This is a genomic window from uncultured Bacteroides sp., assembly GCF_910585845.1.
Taxonomy (GTDB): Bacteria; Bacteroidota; Bacteroidia; order Bacteroidales; family Bacteroidaceae; genus Bacteroides.
Map to the genome: position 1 here is coordinate 1 of NZ_CAJUHF010000057.1, position 19372 is coordinate 19372.

At 44.7% G+C, this 19372-nt stretch carries 16 protein-coding genes and 1 pseudogene; 8 read left to right on the plus strand and 9 right to left on the minus strand.

The genetic code is table 11. The features are described 5' to 3' along the window. Both QZ323_RS12630 and QZ323_RS12635 read right to left on the minus strand, forming a co-directional pair. Positions 1-351: pseudogene (locus QZ323_RS12630) on the minus strand (hypothetical protein); the annotation flags it as partial. Beyond that, entirely contained in the window at positions 352-1233 is an 882-nt protein-coding gene (locus tag QZ323_RS12635; protein WP_294635041.1) for a beta-1,6-N-acetylglucosaminyltransferase, read from the minus strand. Positions 1234-1459: 226 nt separating this feature from the next. Between QZ323_RS12635 and glf the strand changes: the two genes are divergently transcribed. Further along, on the plus strand, positions 1460-2572 hold the full coding sequence (gene glf / locus QZ323_RS12640; RefSeq protein WP_294635042.1) for a UDP-galactopyranose mutase: 1113 nt from the start codon (positions 1460-1462) through the stop codon (positions 2570-2572). A gap of 8 nt (positions 2573-2580) precedes the next feature. Here glf and QZ323_RS12645 read toward each other — a convergent pair whose 3' ends face one another. The 4 genes from QZ323_RS12645 to QZ323_RS12660 all read right to left on the minus strand — a co-directional run bounded on the left by QZ323_RS12645 (position 2581) and on the right by QZ323_RS12660 (position 6067). Beyond that, on the minus strand, positions 2581-3489 hold the full coding sequence (locus QZ323_RS12645; RefSeq protein ID WP_294635044.1) for a glycosyltransferase family 2 protein: 909 nt from the start codon (positions 3487-3489) through the stop codon (positions 2581-2583). A gap of 10 nt (positions 3490-3499) precedes the next feature. After that, complete coding sequence (locus QZ323_RS12650) at positions 3500-4405, minus strand: glycosyltransferase family 2 protein (RefSeq protein ID WP_294635045.1); 906 nt, start codon at positions 4403-4405, stop codon at positions 3500-3502. Positions 4406-4418: 13 nt separating this feature from the next. Beyond that, entirely contained in the window at positions 4419-5195 is a 777-nt protein-coding gene (locus QZ323_RS12655) for a lipopolysaccharide kinase InaA family protein (protein ID WP_294635046.1), read from the minus strand. 155 nt (positions 5196-5350) lie between these two features. Beyond that, the gene (locus tag QZ323_RS12660) at positions 5351-6067 is read right to left on the minus strand and encodes a glycosyltransferase family 2 protein (RefSeq protein ID WP_294635047.1); all 717 of its coding nucleotides are present in this window, start codon (positions 6065-6067) and stop codon (positions 5351-5353) included. Between the two features lie 746 nt (positions 6068-6813). On the opposite strand from QZ323_RS12660, the gene QZ323_RS12665 reads away from it, so the two are divergent. Continuing rightward, positions 6814-8376, plus strand: coding sequence for an ATP-binding protein (locus QZ323_RS12665; RefSeq protein ID WP_294635048.1), 1563 nt, complete (start codon positions 6814-6816; stop codon positions 8374-8376). A gap of 52 nt (positions 8377-8428) precedes the next feature. Beyond that, positions 8429-9475 (plus strand): 4-phosphoerythronate dehydrogenase PdxB, encoded by a 1047-nt coding sequence (pdxB, locus tag QZ323_RS12670; protein ID WP_294635050.1) that lies wholly within the window; start codon positions 8429-8431, stop codon positions 9473-9475. Positions 9476-9543: 68 nt separating this feature from the next. On the opposite strand, the gene purN is transcribed toward pdxB, so the two are convergent. Beyond that, positions 9544-10119, minus strand: coding sequence for a phosphoribosylglycinamide formyltransferase (gene purN, locus QZ323_RS12675; protein ID WP_294635052.1), 576 nt, complete (start codon positions 10117-10119; stop codon positions 9544-9546). A 151-nt stretch (positions 10120-10270) separates the two neighbouring features. Here purN and QZ323_RS12680 point away from each other — a divergent pair, with 151 nt between their 5' ends. From QZ323_RS12680 to rnc, 3 genes are read left to right on the plus strand one after another with little or no spacing between them, the layout of a single operon-like run. After that, positions 10271-10507, plus strand: a complete 237-nt coding sequence (locus QZ323_RS12680; protein WP_294635054.1) for an acyl carrier protein — start codon at positions 10271-10273, stop codon at positions 10505-10507. A gap of 19 nt (positions 10508-10526) precedes the next feature. Then, a complete protein-coding gene (gene fabF, locus QZ323_RS12685) occupies positions 10527-11789 on the plus strand; it encodes a beta-ketoacyl-ACP synthase II (protein ID WP_294635055.1) in 1263 nt (420 codons plus the stop codon). Positions 11790-11795: 6 nt separating this feature from the next. Continuing rightward, complete coding sequence (rnc, locus tag QZ323_RS12690; RefSeq protein WP_294635056.1) at positions 11796-12632, plus strand: ribonuclease III; 837 nt, start codon at positions 11796-11798, stop codon at positions 12630-12632. A 1121-nt stretch (positions 12633-13753) separates the two neighbouring features. Here rnc and QZ323_RS12695 read toward each other — a convergent pair. Further along, positions 13754-14764, minus strand: a complete 1011-nt coding sequence (locus QZ323_RS12695) for an ATP-dependent 6-phosphofructokinase (protein WP_294635058.1) — start codon at positions 14762-14764, stop codon at positions 13754-13756. A 125-nt stretch (positions 14765-14889) separates the two neighbouring features. On the opposite strand from QZ323_RS12695, the gene QZ323_RS12700 reads away from it, so the two are divergent. Beyond that, positions 14890-16410 carry a GH3 auxin-responsive promoter family protein gene (locus QZ323_RS12700; RefSeq protein WP_294635059.1) on the plus strand — a complete coding sequence of 507 codons (1521 nt, stop codon included), beginning with the start codon at positions 14890-14892 and terminating at the stop codon, positions 16408-16410. Positions 16411-16556: 146 nt separating this feature from the next. On the opposite strand, the gene mnmA is transcribed toward QZ323_RS12700, so the two are convergent. Further along, on the minus strand, positions 16557-17609 hold the full coding sequence (gene mnmA, locus QZ323_RS12705) for a tRNA 2-thiouridine(34) synthase MnmA (protein WP_294635060.1): 1053 nt from the start codon (positions 17607-17609) through the stop codon (positions 16557-16559). 273 nt (positions 17610-17882) lie between these two features. On the opposite strand from mnmA, the gene cysS reads away from it, so the two are divergent. Then, entirely contained in the window at positions 17883-19358 is a 1476-nt protein-coding gene (gene cysS, locus QZ323_RS12710) for a cysteine--tRNA ligase (RefSeq protein WP_294635061.1), read from the plus strand. Positions 19359-19372: the final 14 nt, after the last annotated feature.

A 19372-nucleotide genomic window follows, 5' to 3' on the forward strand; every position in this document is an offset into this window, starting at 1 on the left:
TTTTATCAAGCTGTGCAAAAGCAAAGCACGCCCTTCTAAAAAGGATATAACGATATCATAAGAACCGTTTATCCGTTTTCGGAGCTGATACTTAAGCAAAAAAGAGAAGCCGTTATATCTTTTATAATAACGAAAAGCCTTGCGGCAAAACGTATGATTTCTCTTGTACAAAGAAATAAGTTCAACTTCTTTTGGAATATCATTCTTATATACTCCATCAGGATAAGCTATCAAAAGAGAAACATGATAGAGGGAATAATCAAATCTCCTGAGCAAGTCCAACAAAACTTTTTCGGCTCCACCACCACGTAAATTCTCAATTATAAATAATATCTCTTTTTTTGGCATCATTTACCCATTCCTAAACTTTTTTCTAATTAACTCCACCACTTCCATATGCTCAGAACTGAACTTACGGGCAAAAAGCTGTTCTGCCTGAAGCAGCTCCTCATAATTTTGCTGACGCCATACATAAGGTGCTCCCCTCGTCCAATCTATCAGACGCATATTGCCCCCATTATTGTTATCAAGACGATAGATATTCCCTTTAAAAGGTGAATTCCACAAAATGGTTTGCACAAATATCTCGTCAGGACACAACGTGTACTTAAAGCGTTTCAGTACAAAAGCCTTTTCCTTTACTATATATCGGCAGAAATCATCGGTTATACTGAACCATTGAGAACCTTTCTGAAAGCCAATCTCACTTTTCCTGCGAAAACGTATCAACTTCTGGAAAATCAACACCAAATTGTAGAAGGGCATAGTGAAAGCATGCCACTTATCATTAGGACGCAAACTTTTAGTAAACAAATAATAACGTGAGACTTTACGGTCCAGATCCTTCTGATGTTCCGTACTCTGCCAATATCCAACAAATTCCTTTCCTGCATTACGCTGAAAGAAATCATGAATATAGTCCTGACTCTTTATTGGCAGATCAGCACCCGACAAAAGATGATAGTACAAATAACTACCATGTTTTAACGCAGTCTCCATCAAGATAAACTCAGCCTCAACCAAACTGATATCTCCCCAATAAAGTTTAATTGAATCTTGTATGATATAAAATCCTGCATGTGACATTTGATAGTCCCGCATTTTTTTGCGCAACATTCTCGAACGACGATCAATAAAAAGATAAATATCATTCCTTTCATCATCGAGCATCGCCAAAAGACTCTTCAATATCGAGTATTCATTATGTGCTATAATTAAATAAGCATGCTTCATTAGAAGATTTCTAAAATATGGTTAGGTTGGTTATAATGTTTACAAAAGTACACTATATTTTAATACGTTGTTCATTTCTTACGAAATATTTCATAAATAAAGAGTAAATAACCTTTTTAACGCGCGAATATTGTTCTTTTTCCGCACAAGCCCACCCCTATATTTTGCATCCTGAACTTTTTTGATTTATCTTTGCGAATAATCCCAAACATAACAACAACTGAGAATGAAACAGTATGATTACCTCATTGTAGGCAGTGGTTTATTCGGAGCAGTATTTGCCCATGAAGCCCAAAAAGCCGGAAAACATTGTTTAGTCGTAGAGAAACGCCAACACACTGGAGGCAACATCTACTGTGAAGAAATAGAAGGGATACATGTACACAAATATGGCGCACATATATTCCATACAGATAATAAAAAGGTATGGCAATATGTGAACAGCCTTACCGAATTCAACCGATATACCAATTCACCCATAGCCAATTACAAAGGAAAGTTATACAACCTGCCTTTCAACATGAATACATTTCATCAGCTATGGGGCGTAAGTACTCCTGATGAAGCTAAAGCCAAAATAAAAGAACAATGCAAAAAATATGAACATATAACAACTGCCCGTAACTTAGAAGAGCAAGCCCTAAAATTGTGTGGAGAAGATATCTACCAACAATTGATCAAAGGATACACGGAAAAACAATGGGGACGTCCGGCAACACAACTTCCGGCATTCATCATCAAACGTATTCCTTTCCGCTTTATTTTTGATAACAATTATTTTAACGACGCTTATCAAGGCATTCCTGTAGGAGGATACAATGCATTGATAAACAATTTATTGAAGGGGATCGAAGTAAGAACAGAAACCAATTATCTGGAGTACCGTGATTATCTTGACGGATTGACAGAGCGGATTCTTTATACCGGATGCATTGATGAATATTTCGATTACTGCTATGGACCTTTAGAGTATCGCAGTCTGTACTTCGAGCATAAAACACTTAAGGGTATGGAAAACTTCCAAGGAAATGCAGTGGTGAACTATACCGATAGGGAGACTCCCTATACCCGCATTATCGAACATAAACATTTCGAATACGGGCAACAACCCTCTACTGTCATCACCTATGAATATCCGGACAATTTTGAAAAAGGGAAAGAGCCTTATTACCCCATCAACGACGAGACAAATACGCTAATATTTGAAAAATATCAGGCACTGGCGAAGCAAACAAATAACGTATTGTTTGGCGGCAGACTTGCACAATACACATATGCCGATATGGACGACACAATAATGGCCGCATTAGACCTGTGGGAAAAAGAAAACAGGACTTAAGCGCAATCTCAACATATTATGTTCTTCTTGAAGAAATCTGATATAGCGGTATCCGTAAAGATAAATCCGTCCTTATAAAGACGGTCAAAAGCAGGTTTACCGATGACACGATCATATTGTGCCTCTAATTTGCCTTCCTTGTATAGTTGATAGAAATAACGCCAATGAACACCACCATGTTTGCTGTTATGTTGTTCCAGCTGTTTACCACCATTAATCATTTTATCCATAAAGTGCCTCTTTCCACGTATATTATAATGGTAGACACGTACTTTAGCCTGTTCAGACCATTTAGGAAACATGGCAACTTTATGATTGCCCATGGAAATCTGAAGATAACAAGTTGTCCGATGAATGACTTTCTTATTTTGACGTTCGAACAAGGAGTAGCGTGACAGACCATACAACTCCGGTTCAGGAACAGACTTAACCATCTTATCCCATTGCCAGAAAGGCTTTTCTTCCTCTGGATAAACACTTGCTACCTCACATTCCAACACATTGGCATGAGTAACCGAAAGTTCCGTCTTAAGATTGCCGGAAGGAGAATACCACAACTCATCCGCATCGGCATTTATCACCCAATCAGCACCATATACATTTTTGGCTTTCCATATCATGCGATCCACCCACGCTTTTTGTTCATAATTGGTAGCAGTCTCAGCAATGAACTCTTTCACCCATCCCTTTTCTATATATTTACGGATTATATCCACAGTACGGTCCGTCGAATTATTATCAGTAATGATGAAACCATCCACTCCCATCGCCTTATGAAACATGAGATTTTCTTCCAGCACATCCTCTTCATTCTTGACCAGCATGGTCATTATCAGGCGTGGAGACGGTGTCTGACGAAAGGCTTTATAACTTTCGGCAAGAGCAAGAAATATTTTTTTAAACAGATACAAATTCATAATCTATAGTTTATTTATGCTTCATGATTCCAAGTCTTTCGTGTATTCCGTCACGATACGCCTGCCACAAATTGGGGATGTCATGCCATTGCCAAGCATCGGAAAACGGAATGGTAAACAAAGCCGTCACAATATATCCCATCACTCCGTTGAAACCGCGAAGATACCTGACAGCTGCATTACGTCCGTAACGATGATTGAGATAAGTGGAATTACGTATCTGATAGAATCGTTTCCATTTTTTCTTTTTGTTACGTTCGCTCCAACTGTCGTTCGAAAAGAACTTCTCTTTGTCCATCAAGGCTGTAGGAACGTATATAATCTTAAAGCCTGCACGCACAATGCGCAGACAGTAGTCCGTATCATCGCAAAATATAAAAAGTTCGCGATTAGGAAGTCCCACTTTCTCAATTGTTTTACGGTGTATGAGGGGACCTTCGAATGCAGTTCCTTTAATTTCGACGGGAGCAGTCACCACTTGTTTCGCCAACTTCCTACCATACATGGAAGAGAATGGATTGGTCAGATTATACTCCTGAAAATCATTCGTGAATACTTTTCCTTCCAGCAGTCTGCGGGGCGCAAGCACACCAATATCTGCACGTCCGGACTCCGCCAACAGTTTTTCCAAACAGTCGGCACGAGGAAAGACATCGTCGTCCATACACCATACCCATTCAGCACCCATCCGATAGGCATGTTCTATTCCTGTATAAAAACCGCCAGCACCACCTACATTCTCCTGTTCCAATACCACAAGGTCGTCTTGTGTTTTCAGCCATTCGGCAGTCCCGTCCGTACTTCCATTATTTACCACCACGATGGAAGAAACCGGAACGTTTTGCCGCAAACAGGCGATATTCCGTTTCAATAGCTTCAGTCGATTATACGTAACAACAACAGCAACAACATTCATGTCATTCAAATCTTTAGTAAAGGCCATCAATTTTTCCGTCCTGCGTGCTCCGATAAGCCGCCATCAGTTCATAACACTTTTCAACATCAAAGCCACGCAACTTGGCATATTCTTCGGCCATACAACGATGCATCTGCGGGGTAGCAGGCAGACGTTCGAAGTTCTTGCATCCGGCTTTTATGTTCACGTGTCCTATATGCATCCGGTTCAGGTCTACTATTTCTATTTTGATTGTATCATCTTCCTGCTTCCGGAAAAGAATATTCCCACGACCATAGTCTTTGTGTGCATAACCGTTTTCGTGCAAGACTGCCGTAGTACGTCCGATGGCACGTACTACCTCTTCGGAATAATCTATCTGCCGATTAAACAAATCGGAATATACGTAAGGACAATCGGACAAGCAACTGACGTAATAACTCCTACCGAACAACAGACCGACACGCTCATCCATCCACGCTACAGGCTGAGGAGTACCGACGCCTATTTCCAAAAAACGTCTGGCATACAGATAGGAACGCTTGGCTTTCGACGCGCGAAAGACTCCATAAATAAAACGGTTTACCAGATTAGGTCGGTGAAACGACTTCACTACATAAATTTGCCCTCCATATTCCATCTTTCTCAGTTCATTTCGCCCCTTGTGAATCACAGTTCCTTCACCATTCTGAAAGCGTGCGGGCAATGACTTGACAAAATCTTCCAGATTCTCATAATCAGGATGGACAGTCAATACACATGGATGAAAAAAACGATATATGGCGGTTATCAGCCCCTGCTTTTTTATCATAACATTTTTTTTCTTGGCTTTTCAAGCTATGCCGTTTCTTAAAAGTCGAAACGACAATATTCGCAACAAATATACAAATATTTAATATATATACAAAAAACACACAAGAAGCCGCACTCACGGTTTCCCTTACCAAACCGATTACAAACCCATTTTCAGATTTTATCCAACCCCTTTGTATATTTCAGCCAATAGTACTTCAGCGGATTTTTATATTTCAGTTGTTTCCACGGGCGACTACTATGCGGGCGATGCCACACAGGAAGCGTAGTGAAGAGATAATTACGGAAACCCTCTTTCAGTGATTGGTGGGAAATGGTCACATCGTGCCAATTCTTTTCGGGATTCAACTGATGGAAGTTGAAAGAACGGAGAAAATCCAAAGTCAGAAGCGAACAGCAAAAGCTACAGTGTTTCTGTTCGGGAAAAACTGAATTTTCGCGCCCTTTGGCAAACAGATAGGGATAGTTGATATCTCCATTTTCATCCACAGTGACAGCAGCAGCAATACCGCAATCTTTTCTTTCCGAAGCACCATCGAACAGCGACTGCAAGGTATCGCTTTTCACGATAACATCAGACTCCACAATCGCAAGCCCCGCCTCTTCGGCAACTGCACGTTCCTGTGCCATCTGCAACACCAATAGATAATTGGGTGAAGGATGATCGGTGATTTCCGCAAGGTTTACCAGTTCGAACCCCAACCTGCCGGAAGCCTCACGCAGCCGGGACGTATTCTCCTCCGTACTGAAATCGTTGTAAACGGTATAAGTAAAAGGGGTTCTCAAGTTTGATGCCATAATGGCATCTATCGTCTGCAAGGTAAGCTCGATGGAATCCTTTACAGGTGTGATGATATGGATACGCTTCATTCCTTATAACTGTTTTTTTACCTGTTTCTACAAACGGTCATGCCTATACTGTCAGGTAGGCACATTTGTACAACTTGACAAAATTAGGCATTATTTAGCATACTGCCAAACAGTTTGTTGCTTTTGTGAACACCCCCGCTCTACCTTAAACAAGCTTTGCGTCATTTCAGATAAGTGTTTCGATAATATGCCCGTAGAAAGTCTTCTTTCCCTCCGATGTTTTAAGGGAGAACGTTTTCTTGTAAGTCAGTTTTTTGGGGATCATAGTTCTTCTACAAGATGTTTCACCATAAACATTTGTGTATTATACAACTAACAAATTGGTGAAAGATGTGAGGGATGGAATATGGTACTTATTTTGATTGTTATTTTAGTTCGAAGAAACTCATCATTACATTATTTGTTATGTTCCATTACATTACTTGTTATGCTCCATTACATTACTTGTTATGCTCCATTACATTACTTGTTATACTCCATTACATTACTTGTTATGACATATATCTTTTCCTGATTTCACTAGATACTTTTTTCTTTTCATTAACTAAAACAGTAGACGGTGTTATAAATTCCCTACTGAATCAGTAGACACACCCCTCAAACTGTGCTGTTTTAATAGACACTCTAGTGACTCTTATCCCTCTTCCGATCACAGTTTTTCCGAAATTAAAGGAAACCATATTACATGTTTCTTGCAAAATAAATGTATCTTTGCATAAAGTCGTAACAACAAACAAAAGTCAGATATGGAAGTGAATGCCCGCAGGTATCCGATAGGAATACAACATTTTGAACAGTTGCGCAATCGTGGTTGCGTATATGTAGACAAAACGGAATTGATTTACCGATTAACGCATACCGACCAAATCTATTTCCTCAGCCGTCCCCGCCGTTTCGGCAAGAGCCTACTCATATCCACACTGGAGGCTTATTTTCAAGGAAAGAAAGAATTGTTCAAGGGACTGGCTATGGAACATCTGGAACAGGAATGGGCTACCTTCCCGGTATTGCATATCGACTTCAGCATCAGTAAGTATCTGACTGCCGACTATCTGCGTGCCGCCATCAACTGGCATCTGAAACAATGGGAAGAAGAATACGGTTGTCCTGCTTCAGACACATTCTTCAGCGTACGTCTAAGCAATATCATCAAATGCGCCTATCAGAAAACCGGAAAGCAGATAGTACTGTTAGTGGACGAATATGACTCCCCCATGTTTGATAGCAATAGCGACCCTGCCTTGCAAAACGAGCTAAGAGGTATCGTGCGCGACTTTTTCAGCCCCATCAAAGGACTGGGACAATACCTTCGTTTCTTTTTCATCACGGGTATCAGTAAGTTCAGCCAACTGAGTATTTTCAGCGAGCTGAACAATTTAAAAAACATCAGCATGCGCGATGACTTCAGTGCACTTTGCGGCATCACAGAAGAAGAATTGTTGACACAATTGAAACCCGACATTGAGCAGATGGCGGAAGCAAACAACGAAACATACGAAGAAGCATGCGCACACCTTAAACATCAATACGATGGTTATCATTTCAGTAGCGGTGGTCCGGACATTTACAACCCTTTCAGCCTATTCAACGCTTTTGATGCCAAAGAATACAAAAACTATTGGTTCTCCACAGGAACACCCACTTTCTTGCTCGACCTCCTTCGCCAAACTGATTTCGATGTACGCAACCTGGACGGACTAACAGCCACCGACGAGCAGTTTGATTCGCCCACCGACCAGATAACCGACCCCATTCCGGTACTTTACCAAAGCGGTTATCTGACCATAAAAGGCTATGACCCCACTTTCCGCATCTATAACCTTGCTTACCCCAACAACGAAGTCCGCTATGGTTTCACTGAATCCCTGTTGCCTATGTACGTGCACCGTTTCCCACGGGAAAATACATTCTACGCAGTCTCTTTCCTGCGCGACCTGATGAAAGGCGACATCGAAAGTTGCCTGGAACGTACCCGTGCATTCTTCGCATCCATCCCCCACGATCTGGAAAACAAGACAGAAAAGCACTATCAAACCATCTTCTATCTGCTTTTCCGCCTGATGGGACAATACGTAGATGTAGAAGTGAAAAGTGCCATAGGCCGTGCGGATGTCGTCTTGAAGCTACAAGATGCCATTTACGTCTTCGAATTCAAATACGACGGAACACCCGAAGAGGCTTTGGCACAGATTGACAGCAAACAATACGCCATCCCCTATCAAATGGACAACAGACAAGTGATCAAGGTCGGAATAAACTTCGACAGTGCCACACGTACCATTGGCGAATGGAAAATCATCCGCCCGTAAAGAGAAGAAAGGCTGTATCTGAACAAAAAAGAAGACCTAATAAGACAGCAAAATGAAAGTTATCGTTGACAACAAAATACCTTATATAAAAGAAGCTATCGAACAGATAGCCGACGAAGTAATCTATGCCCCCGGCAAAGACTTCACTCCGGATATAGTGAAAGACGCCGACGCACTCATCATACGCACCCGCACACGCTGCAACCGCGAACTGCTGGAAGGAAGCCGCGTCCGGTTCATCGCCACCGCCACCATCGGATTCGATCACATAGATACCGCATACTGCCGCCAGGCAGGCATCACCTGGACCAATGCTCCCGGATGCAATTCCGCTTCCGTCGCCCAATACCTGCAATCCGCCCTGCTGCTTTTGGAACAGCAGAAAGGTAAACGCCTGTCAGAAACGACCATCGGAATTGTGGGAGTAGGCAACGTGGGAAGTAAAGTAGCGGATGTAGCACACGGACTGGGGATGAAAGTATTACTGAACGACCTCCCAAGGGAAGACCAAGAAGGAACCAGCCGTTTCAGTCCGCTAAAGCTTCTGGCAGAAGAGTGCGACATACTGACCTTCCACGTACCCTTGTGCAAAGAAGGAAGATACAAGACTTTCCACCTGGCCGACGATGCATTCTTCCGCTTACTGAAACGACAACCGGTCATTATCAATACCTCCCGAGGCGAAGTAATCAAGACCGAAGCCCTGCTCAAGGCACTCGAAACCGGACAAATCTCCGACGCCATAATCGACGTATGGGAAAACGAACCGGACATCAATCTCTCCTTATTAAATAAGGTGTTCATCGGCACCCCGCACATTGCCGGCTATTCGGCAGACGGAAAAGCCAATGCCACACGCATGTCGCTGGACGCGCTTTGCAAATACTTCGGCATACAAGCCGACTACCACATCACTCCGCCCGCCCCAGCGAATCCTCTGCTTACAGCACGCTCCACAGCGGACGCTTACCTGCAAATGTACGACCCCCGAAGAGACAGCGAGGCCTTGAAGACAGCCCCCGAACTGTTTGAACAACTGCGAGGAGACTATCCGTTACGAAGAGAAAAGGAAGCCTTCAGTCTGATTCTTTCATCATAACCCATAATGCGGAGAAAATATCCCCCTGACATGATTCTGATATAAATCGGATAGACCGCAGGAACCATTCAACCTATTTCGGACAACAACTGCTCTATCACCTCCGGATAGACTTCGTACTCCAATGCATGAATGCGACACGCCAGTTCCTCCGGTGTATCTTCCGGCAAAACCGGACATCTCACCTGCCGGATCACATCCCCTTCGTCATAGTGCTCATTAATATAATGTATGGTAATGCCACTTTCGACCTCCCCCGCAGCAAGAACCGCCTCATGCACACGGTTGCCATACATTCCCTTTCCACCAAACTTGGGCAACAACGAAGGATGAATATTTATGATTCTGCCTGGATAAACATGCAAGATAGCCTCCGGCACACGCGCCAGAAAACCTGCCAAAACCACAAAATCCACCCCATGCTCTTCCAACACAGACAAAATCGCGCCCCCATGCTCCCACTCATCCTTCGGGAAAAAACAATAAGGTACTCCCAATCCGCGAGCACGTTCCAATACAAAGGCATCCCTCCGGTTCGTCAGTACCAAAGCCACGGAAGCTGACTTTTTTACCTGAAAATAACGGATGATATTCTCCGCATTCGTACCACTTCCCGATGCCAAAATAGCGATATTTTTCTTCATAAAACCTGCTTTTTGTGCACAAAACCGTAAAAAATGTGCAAAATGGTGCATTTATTTCCTCAAATATTTGCGAGTAACGATAAATATTTATTCCTTTGCCACGCAAAATTAAAGAAAAAAACTATTTATTATTAATTAAAAACTTAAAGTTATGTCTGAAATTGCATCAAGAGTGAAAGCGATCATCGTTGATAAATTAGGCGTTGAAGAATCAGAAGTTACTAACGAAGCAAGCTTCACAAACGATCTGGGAGCAGATTCTCTTGACACTGTAGAACTTATCATGGAATTCGAAAAAGAATTCGGCATCTCAATTCCCGATGACCAAGCTGAGAAGATTGGTACTGTAGGCAACGCCATTTCTTACATCGAAGAACACGCTAAGTAATCTTATCCATCAATTTAATATGGAATTAAAAAGAGTTGTAGTAACAGGTCTCGGCGCCATTACTCCTATTGGCAACAGTGTTTCCGAATTTTGGGAAAACTTAGTGAATGGGGTTAGTGGAGCAGGACCTATTACTCATTTCGACGCTTCCCTTTTCAAGACCCAATTTGCTTGCGAAGTCAAAGGCTTCGAAGCAACCCAATACATCGACCGCAAAGAAGCCCGCAAAATGGATCGATACACACAGTTCGCCATCGTGGTAGCCAAAGAAGCGGTTGCAGACTCTGGCCTTGACGTCGAAAATGAGGACTTAAACAGAATCGGTGTCATCTTCGGCGCCGGTATTGGTGGTATCCATACATTTGAGGAAGAAGCTGGAAACTATGCTACCAACAAGGAAAACGGTCCCAAGTTCAATCCGTTCTTCATCCCCAAGATGATTTCGGACATCGCTGCCGGACAGATTTCCATCATGTACGGTTTTCATGGTCCCAACTACGCGACATGTTCTGCATGCGCCACATCAACGAACGCCATTGCCGATGCATTCAACCTCATCCGTTTGGGTAAGGCAAATGCCATCGTGACCGGTGGTTCGGAAGCTGCCATCGCAGCTTGCGGTGTAGGCGGTTTCAATGCAATGCACGCTTTGTCCACCCGCAACGACTCTCCGCAGACGGCATCTCGTCCGTTCAGCGCAAGCCGCGACGGTTTCGTAATGGGTGAAGGTGGCGGTTGCTTGGTTCTCGAAGAACTGGAGCACGCCAAAGCACGTGGTGCAAAAATCTATGCAGAAGTAGCCGGCGTAGGAATGTCTGCCGATGCACACCACCTAACAGCTTCACATCCGGAAGGATTAGGAGCCAAATTGGTGATGATGAATGCACTGGAAGACGCTGAGATGAAACCCGAGGAGATAGATTACATCAACGTTCACGGTACATCTACTCCTGTAGGTGATATATCGGAAGTAAAAGCCATCAAGGACGTATTTGGCGAGCACGCGTATAAGTTGAACATCAGTTCGACAAAGTCCATGACGGGTCACTTACTGGGTGCCGCCGGTGCGGTAGAATCCATCGCCAGCATCCTTGCCATCAAGAATGGTATCGTACCTCCGACCATCAATCACGAAGAGGGTGATAATGACGAAAACATCGACTATGACCTGAATTTGACGTTCAACAAAGCGCAAAAGCGTGAAGTGAACGCAGCCTTGTCCAACACTTTTGGATTCGGTGGTCATAATGCATGTATTATCTTCAAGAAATACGCAGATTAATCAGTCGTGTTACGTAATCAAATAGACAAGATAAGGCTCCTATTCTACAAGGATAGAGAGTCTTATCTTTGTTTTTATAAGATATTGGGGTTCTTCCCCCGCAACATCCAGATTTACCAGCAGGCACTGTTGCACAAATCCACATCCATCCGGTCGGAAAAGGGTCGTCCGCTGAACAATGAACGACTGGAGTTTTTGGGCGATGCCATACTCGATGCCATCGTAGGAGATATCGTCTACAAGCATTTTGAGGGACGCCGCGAGGGTTTCCTCACCAACACGCGTTCTAAAATCGTGCAACGGGAAACACTGAACAAACTGGCAGTGGAAATCGGACTGGACAAACTCGTGAAATATTCCACCCGTTCTTCCTCACACAACAGCTACATGTACGGCAACGCATTCGAAGCGTTTATCGGCGCCATCTACTTGGATCAGGGATACGAACGTTGCAAGCGTTTCATGGAGGAAAAGATATTCAAGAAGTACATCGACCTGGACAAGATGTCACGCAAAGAGGTCAACTTCAAGTCGAAACTAATCGAATGGAGCCAAAAGAATAAAATGGAGGTCTCCTTTGAACTGATCGAACAATTCCTCGACGAGGACTATAACCCGATGTTCCATACGGAAGTGCGCATCGAAAGTATATCAGCCGGCAAAGGTACCGGATATTCTAAGAAAGAATCGCAACAGAATGCAGCGCAAATGGCATTGAAGAAGCTCAAGAGTGACAAAGATTTCAGGGAAGAAATCCAAATGATTAAAGAACAAGGACAGATAGCCACAAACGATGCGGAAGAGTGTATTTGCAGCACAATAAGCACTTGCCATTCGGACTAGCAAACGGATAGCAGATGATACTGGGGCATAAGCACCTGGTTCATCGAAAACTACCTATACCTGAAATTCGGTATTTGGATGAGAAGTACATTTGTCACTTATAGCGCAAACATACTCTCAATTCTTATTCTAGCATACAGCATAACCGTAACTATCCTGATTTATCAATCAAAGGATATCCCGGAAAGGAAGAAGAAAATCATCAAAGCCTCCATACACTTTGTTTTAAGCATCCTGCTTGTCTGGTATTCCTTGCAGGCAATTCAAGGATAAACGATTTGCAAAAGGTTACTCAATATAATAATATTCGACAACGATACTGGTTACCAAAAAGGAGTTCAAAGTTTATTCTACTGGTACATTTATTTTTAACATATGAAGATCATATTCAATATAACAAACACTATGAAGAAACTTCTAAAAATTATTGCCCCACCCATAGTGGTTATCTTGTTCACTGTTCTCTATATCAACGACAGTGAGTGTTCACTGGTAGGTGCCGTTTGTATGGCATGCGTAATAGGAGGCTTATTTTTCTTCCCCATCCCTTACAGCTGGGGAAAAGCCGGATACTTGGCATTGGGAACTGTCCTTTGCATCATCTTTACACTATTTCTTATTCTTGAGAAAGATTTAGCGTTCAGTACATCTCTGTTATATGCTATTCCTGCGTCTATAGTGATATGTATTGTGCAATATCTGAATCAAAGGACAATACAGAAGTTCCTCACTAACAAAAATAGCTCCTATTAAACCGAGAGTCTTTATATAGTTGCGAGTTGAGAATGAAGAGTCTTTATTAAGTGATAGTTAAAAGCGAAAGGGTGTATCATAATGCCCAAATTGAAAGAATTATCCCTGTCACAGCTATTTGCAGCAGGGATGATTTTTTCAAAAAAAGGAGTTTTGATACACCTTCTTAACCAATGATGCACTTAATAACAATGCATTTAACTCTTAACTCCCAGCTCTCAATTCTCAACTATATAAAGTTTGCGATTAAACAACAGCCTCAACTAAACAAGACTATCAGCAATAACTCCTTCTATTTCTCCGGATTCTCCCGATAGCCCCTTAAAAGGAAATCTCTTTAATCAAATCCCTCATCCGAAGCAAGCCATTCACCCAAAGCAAATCCCCATTCTCCGCCCCTGCACTACGAGGTCATTGTCTTCGGTCACCAGTTTCAGTTTGCCTGCCACCTCTTCCAGAGGAGCGGAAGAGATTTCATTTCCCTTCAACGTAATCATCCTGCCGAACTGCCCGTTGGCAATCAATTCGGTGGCATGGCCGCCCATGCGGGTGGAAAGGTTACGGTCGAAAGGTGTAGGCGAACCACCGCGCTGGATATAACCAAGCACAGTCTCACGGGTTTCGATGCCAGTCTCGTATTCAATCTCCTGGGCGATGTACTCGGCGGCACGTTTGTGTCCGTCGGTCTGTATGCCCTCGGCAACGACTACGATGGAATAGGGTTTGCCCTTCTTCAGACGGTTCAGTATCGTTTCACCTATGCTGTGGATGTTATAAGGGATTTCAGGTATCAGAATGACATCTCCCCCACCTGCCATGCCCGAGTAGAGCGCTATCCAACCGGCTTTGTGCCCCATTACTTCAATCACCATCACACGCTTGTGTGAACTGGCGGTGGAATGCAGGCGGTCGATGGCATCGGTAGCTATGCTGACAGCTGAATCGAAACCGAAGGAGAAATCCGTTCCCCAAATGTCGTTATCGATGGTTTTGGGCACGGAGACGACATTCAGCCCCATTGCCGCCATCTTGGCTGCGGTCTTCTGCGTACCATTGCCGCCAATGCAGACGATGCAATCCAATCCCAGTTCGCGGATGTTCTGTTCCATCAGTGCCGGTTTGTTGACACCGGAGACAACGCCGTTCTTCTTGAAAGGCTTCTCGCGCGAAGTGCCGAGCATCGTTCCGCCCAGATTCAGCAGTCCGGATAAAGACTTGTCAGTGAACGATTCCACATCTTTGGTCAGCAGGCCCTGAAAGCCGCTATGAATACCTACCACTTCCATCCCATAATGATTGATTGCCGTCTTGCATACCCCGCGAATGGTGGCATTGATGCCCGGACAATCTCCTCCCGAAGTCAAAATACCGATTCTCATAACACTTTTGTCTGAATTATTGTTCTTTAGGACGTAAAGGTAGAAAAAAAAGAGAAAAAAGATAGAGAAGCCGATAAATAAGATTAATTTTGCGCGATAAAAATCTTTTTTTTTAAGCAAGAGAGATGAGTATTATCACAGCATTACTGAATAAGGTGTATTTTGCCCCTCGACTGAAAGAAATCAATTTATATGCCTGCCGTGCAGGAGAATTGCAGCATAAAGTGCTGTTGCGCCTGTTGCGCATGGCGGAGAATACGGAATGGGGCAAGAAATATGACTATAAGAGCATACGTACATACGAGGATTTCAGGAAGCGGCTTCCCATACAAACATACGAAGAGGTGAAACCGTACGTGGAACGTCTGCGTGCCGGAGAACAGAACCTGATCTGGCCGACGGAGATACAGTGGTTTGCCAAGTCTTCGGGTACGACCAACGACAAAAGCAAGTTCTTGCCTGTCAGCAAGGAGTCGTTGCACGATACTCACTATCAGGGAGGTAAGGATGCTGTAGCCATCTACTTAGGGCAAAATCCTGAAAGCCGGTTTTTCTCCGGCAAAGGGCTGATACTGGGCGGCAGCCACAGCCCGAATCTCAATACCAGGAACGGGCTAGTGGGCGACCTTTCTGCCATCCTGATACAAAATGTCAATCCTTTAGTGAATCACATCCGCGTCCCAAGCAAGGAGATTGCGCTCATGGGCGACTTCGAGAGCAAGATGAAAGCTATTGCCGACAGTACCATTGCACAGAATGTCACCAACCTGTCGGGGGTTCCTTCGTGGATGCTGGTGCTTATCAAACATATTCTGGAGAAGACTGGCAAGCAGTCATTGGAAGAGATCTGGCCCAATTTGGAGGTCTTCTTCCACGGAGGTGTCGCCTTCACTCCCTATCGCGAACAATATAAAGATGTGATCCGCTCTTCCAAGATGCACTATGTGGAGACATACAACGCTTCCGAAGGATACTTCGGCACACAGAATGATCCGGCCGACCCGTCGCTGTTGCTAATGATCGACTATGGCATCTTCTATGAATTCATTCCGCTGGAAGATGTGGGCATGGAGAACCCGCGTATTTATTGTTTGGAAGAAGTGGAGACGGAGAAGAATTATGCAATGGTGATCTCCACCTCAGCCGGTTTGTGGCGCTACATGATCGGGGATACGGTGAAGTTTACGCAGAAAGCCCCATACAAGTTCGTCATTACCGGACGTACGAAGCATTTCATCAATGCCTTTGGCGAAGAGTTGATTGTGGACAATGCCGAGAAGGGATTGGCAAAGGCGTGCGAAGCAACCGGAGCATTGATTACGGACTATTCCGCCGCACCCGTGTTCATGGATGCCAAAGCCAAATGCCGCCATCAGTGGCTGATAGAGTTTGCACAGATGCCGGACAGTTTGGAGAGGTTTGCAAAGGTACTGGACAACACGCTGAAGGAGGTAAATTCCGACTACGAAGCCAAAAGGCAAAACGACCTTGCATTGCAACCGCTGGAGGTGGTCATCGCACGCAAGAACTTGTTTCACGACTGGTTGGCACAGAAAGGAAAGTTGGGCGGGCAGCATAAGATACCACGACTGAGCAACACCAGACAGTATCTGGAGGAAATGTTGGAGTTGAACAGAGAAGGCTGACCGTAAGAACACAACAATTTTCCCTTTGGAAGAGGGGGAAAATACAAGAGGATAGAATAGCAATTTAATATCAATTGTTTCGTAAATTTCATCTTACATAAACACTTATGCGTTTTTTGGAATCGGTAGTAATAATACCCAATGCATCATACGATGATACCTCCGCCGAGTAACAACCCCTCTTCATCATAAAACGCTGCCGCCTGACCGGAAGCTATCGCCTCGAGCGGTTCATGCAGAGCCACATGCAGGCGGTCTCTGCCTACACGGCTGACAGTGCAACGGTTTGCCTGCTTGCGATAGCGTATCTTGACAATCAAGTCATCTCCCCGAAACAAACGGGATTCGTCGGCGGCACTCCAGTGTTCCAGCTCCATCTCGTTTTTATACAGCGACGGGAGTGAGGCAAGCACCACTTCGTTCGTCGCTTTCCTGATCTCCTTCACGAACACAGCGCGGTTCAACTGAATACCCAGTCCCCTACGCTGCCCTATCGTGTAAAAGGGATAACCTTCGTGCCAACCCAAGAATCTTCCACTTTCATCGAGGAAACGTCCTTTTCCGGGCAGAAGTTTCTGAGGTACTTCACGACGCAGAAAAGAGCGGTAGTCCATCGGACAGAAACAGACACCCATGCTATCTTTCTTTGTTGCCGCCCGTTGGAATCCCCTTTCGGCGGCGTATGAACGGACTTCACTCTTCGTCAGATCGCCCAGCGGGAGAAGCATGCGCTCCAGTATCTCTTGCTGTAATCCCCACAGGAAGAAGGACTGGTCCTTGTCGCGGTCGGCTGCGGGAGCAAGATAATAGGAGCCGTCTCGAAAGACCTTTCGCACATAGTGCCCTGTCGCAATCCAATAAATCTCCTTCTCATCGGCAATCTTCGCCAGCAAAGGCCATTTGAACTCATTGTTGCAAAGCGTGCAGGGCACGGGAGTACGGGCAGAGAGGTATTCGTTGATGAAGTACGTGACTATGCGGTCGCGGAACAAGGGGCGGACATCAACCGTGATATGCGGGATATTCAGACGGGAAGCAAGCGTGCGGGCGTCCTCCAGATTCTCCTCAATGCCTTCCGAATCGTAGAAACGGAAAGTCACCCCGATTACTTCATAACCGGATTCCTGCAACAGCATGGCAGCCACAGAGCTATCGGTGCCGCCACTCATGCCAAGCAATACACGTCTCTTCGATTTCATATCCTTATGATTTATGCAAACCTAAACTGAAAAAGCCGGTACAAAAGTAATAAAGGAAAAAGAGAATTGCTATACCATCGGCGGAATTAGAGCCTGTTTAAATTTTGTTCAGCCTTCTTTTGAGTTCCTTTTGAGGAAAATTTAAACAGGCTCTAAATACTTCCGATAACAACTTCGTCTCCCGACGATCATCAATAAAAAGGATGAAAGGAACCATTATCTTATGAAATTGTTGTAACTTTGTGCTCTTAAAAGACTTAAAAATAAAACATTATGGAACATCAACTGACGATTTACAACACCTTAGATAGGAGAAAGGAGCTATTCGTGCCTCTGCACGCTCCGCACGTAGGGATGTATGTATGCGGCCCTACCGTCTATGGCGATGCCCACTTGGGACATGCACGCCCAGCCATCACCTTCGACCTGCTTTTCCGTTATCTCACTCACCTGGGATACAAAGTGCGCTACGTACGTAACATCACCGATGTAGGCCATCTGGAACACGATGCAGACGAAGGCGAAGATAAGATTGCCAAGAAAGCCCGTCTGGAACAGATGGAGCCGATGGAGGTCGTGCAATATTACGTGAACCGCTACCATAAGGCAATGGAAGCCCTCAATGTGCTTCCGCCCAGCATCGAACCACATGCCTCGGGACACATCATCGAGCAGATCCAACTTGTCAAAGACATACTGGAAAACGGTTATGCTTACGAAAGCGAAGGCTCCGTCTACTTCGATGTAGAGAAGTATAATAAAGACCATCACTACGGCAAACTCTCCGGCCGTAACCTGGACGACGTGCTGAACACGACCCGCGAGTTGGACGGACAAGCCGAAAAGCGTAATCCCGCCGACTTCGCCCTTTGGAAACGCGCCCAACCGGAGCACATCATGCGTTGGCCCTCTCCGTGGAGCGACGGATTCCCCGGATGGCATTGCGAATGTACGGCTATGGGAAAGAAATACCTCGGCGAACAATTCGACATACACGGCGGAGGAATGGACCTCATCTTCCCCCACCACGAATGCGAAATCGCCCAATCGGTAGCCTCACAAGGCGATGACATGGTGCACTACTGGATGCACAACAACATGATCACCATCAACGGACAGAAGATGGGCAAATCGTACGGTAACTTCATCAACCTCGACGAATTCTTCAGAGGAAGCCACAAACTACTGACACAAGCCTACAGCCCGATGACTATCCGCTTCTTCATCCTGCAAGCCCACTACCGTAGCACCGTAGACTTCAGTAACGAAGCCCTACAAGCCGCCGAAAAGGGTTTGTCACGACTGATGGACGCCGTCAGCGGACTGGAAAGAATCACTCCTTCCGCCACTTCGAGCGTAGACGTCAAAGCACTGCGTACGAACTGCTACGAGGCTATGAACGACGACCTGAACACACCGATCGTCATTGCCCACCTCTTCGACAGCACCCGGATGATAAACAATATCCTTGCCGGCAACGACACCATCAATGCCGAAGACCTGAACGAACTGAAAGAGACCTTCCACCTCTTCTGCTTCGACATTCTGGGACTGAAAGAGGAGAACAATTCGAACGAAGAGCGTGAAGCCGCCTTCGGTAAAGTGGTAGACATGTTGCTGGAACAACGCATGAAGGCAAAAGCCAACAAAGACTGGGCCACCAGCGATAAAATCCGCAACGAACTTACAGCTCTCGGTTTCGAAATCAAAGATGGTAAGAACGGTTGTGAGTGGAAGTTGAACAAATAGTTCTACCCACCCAC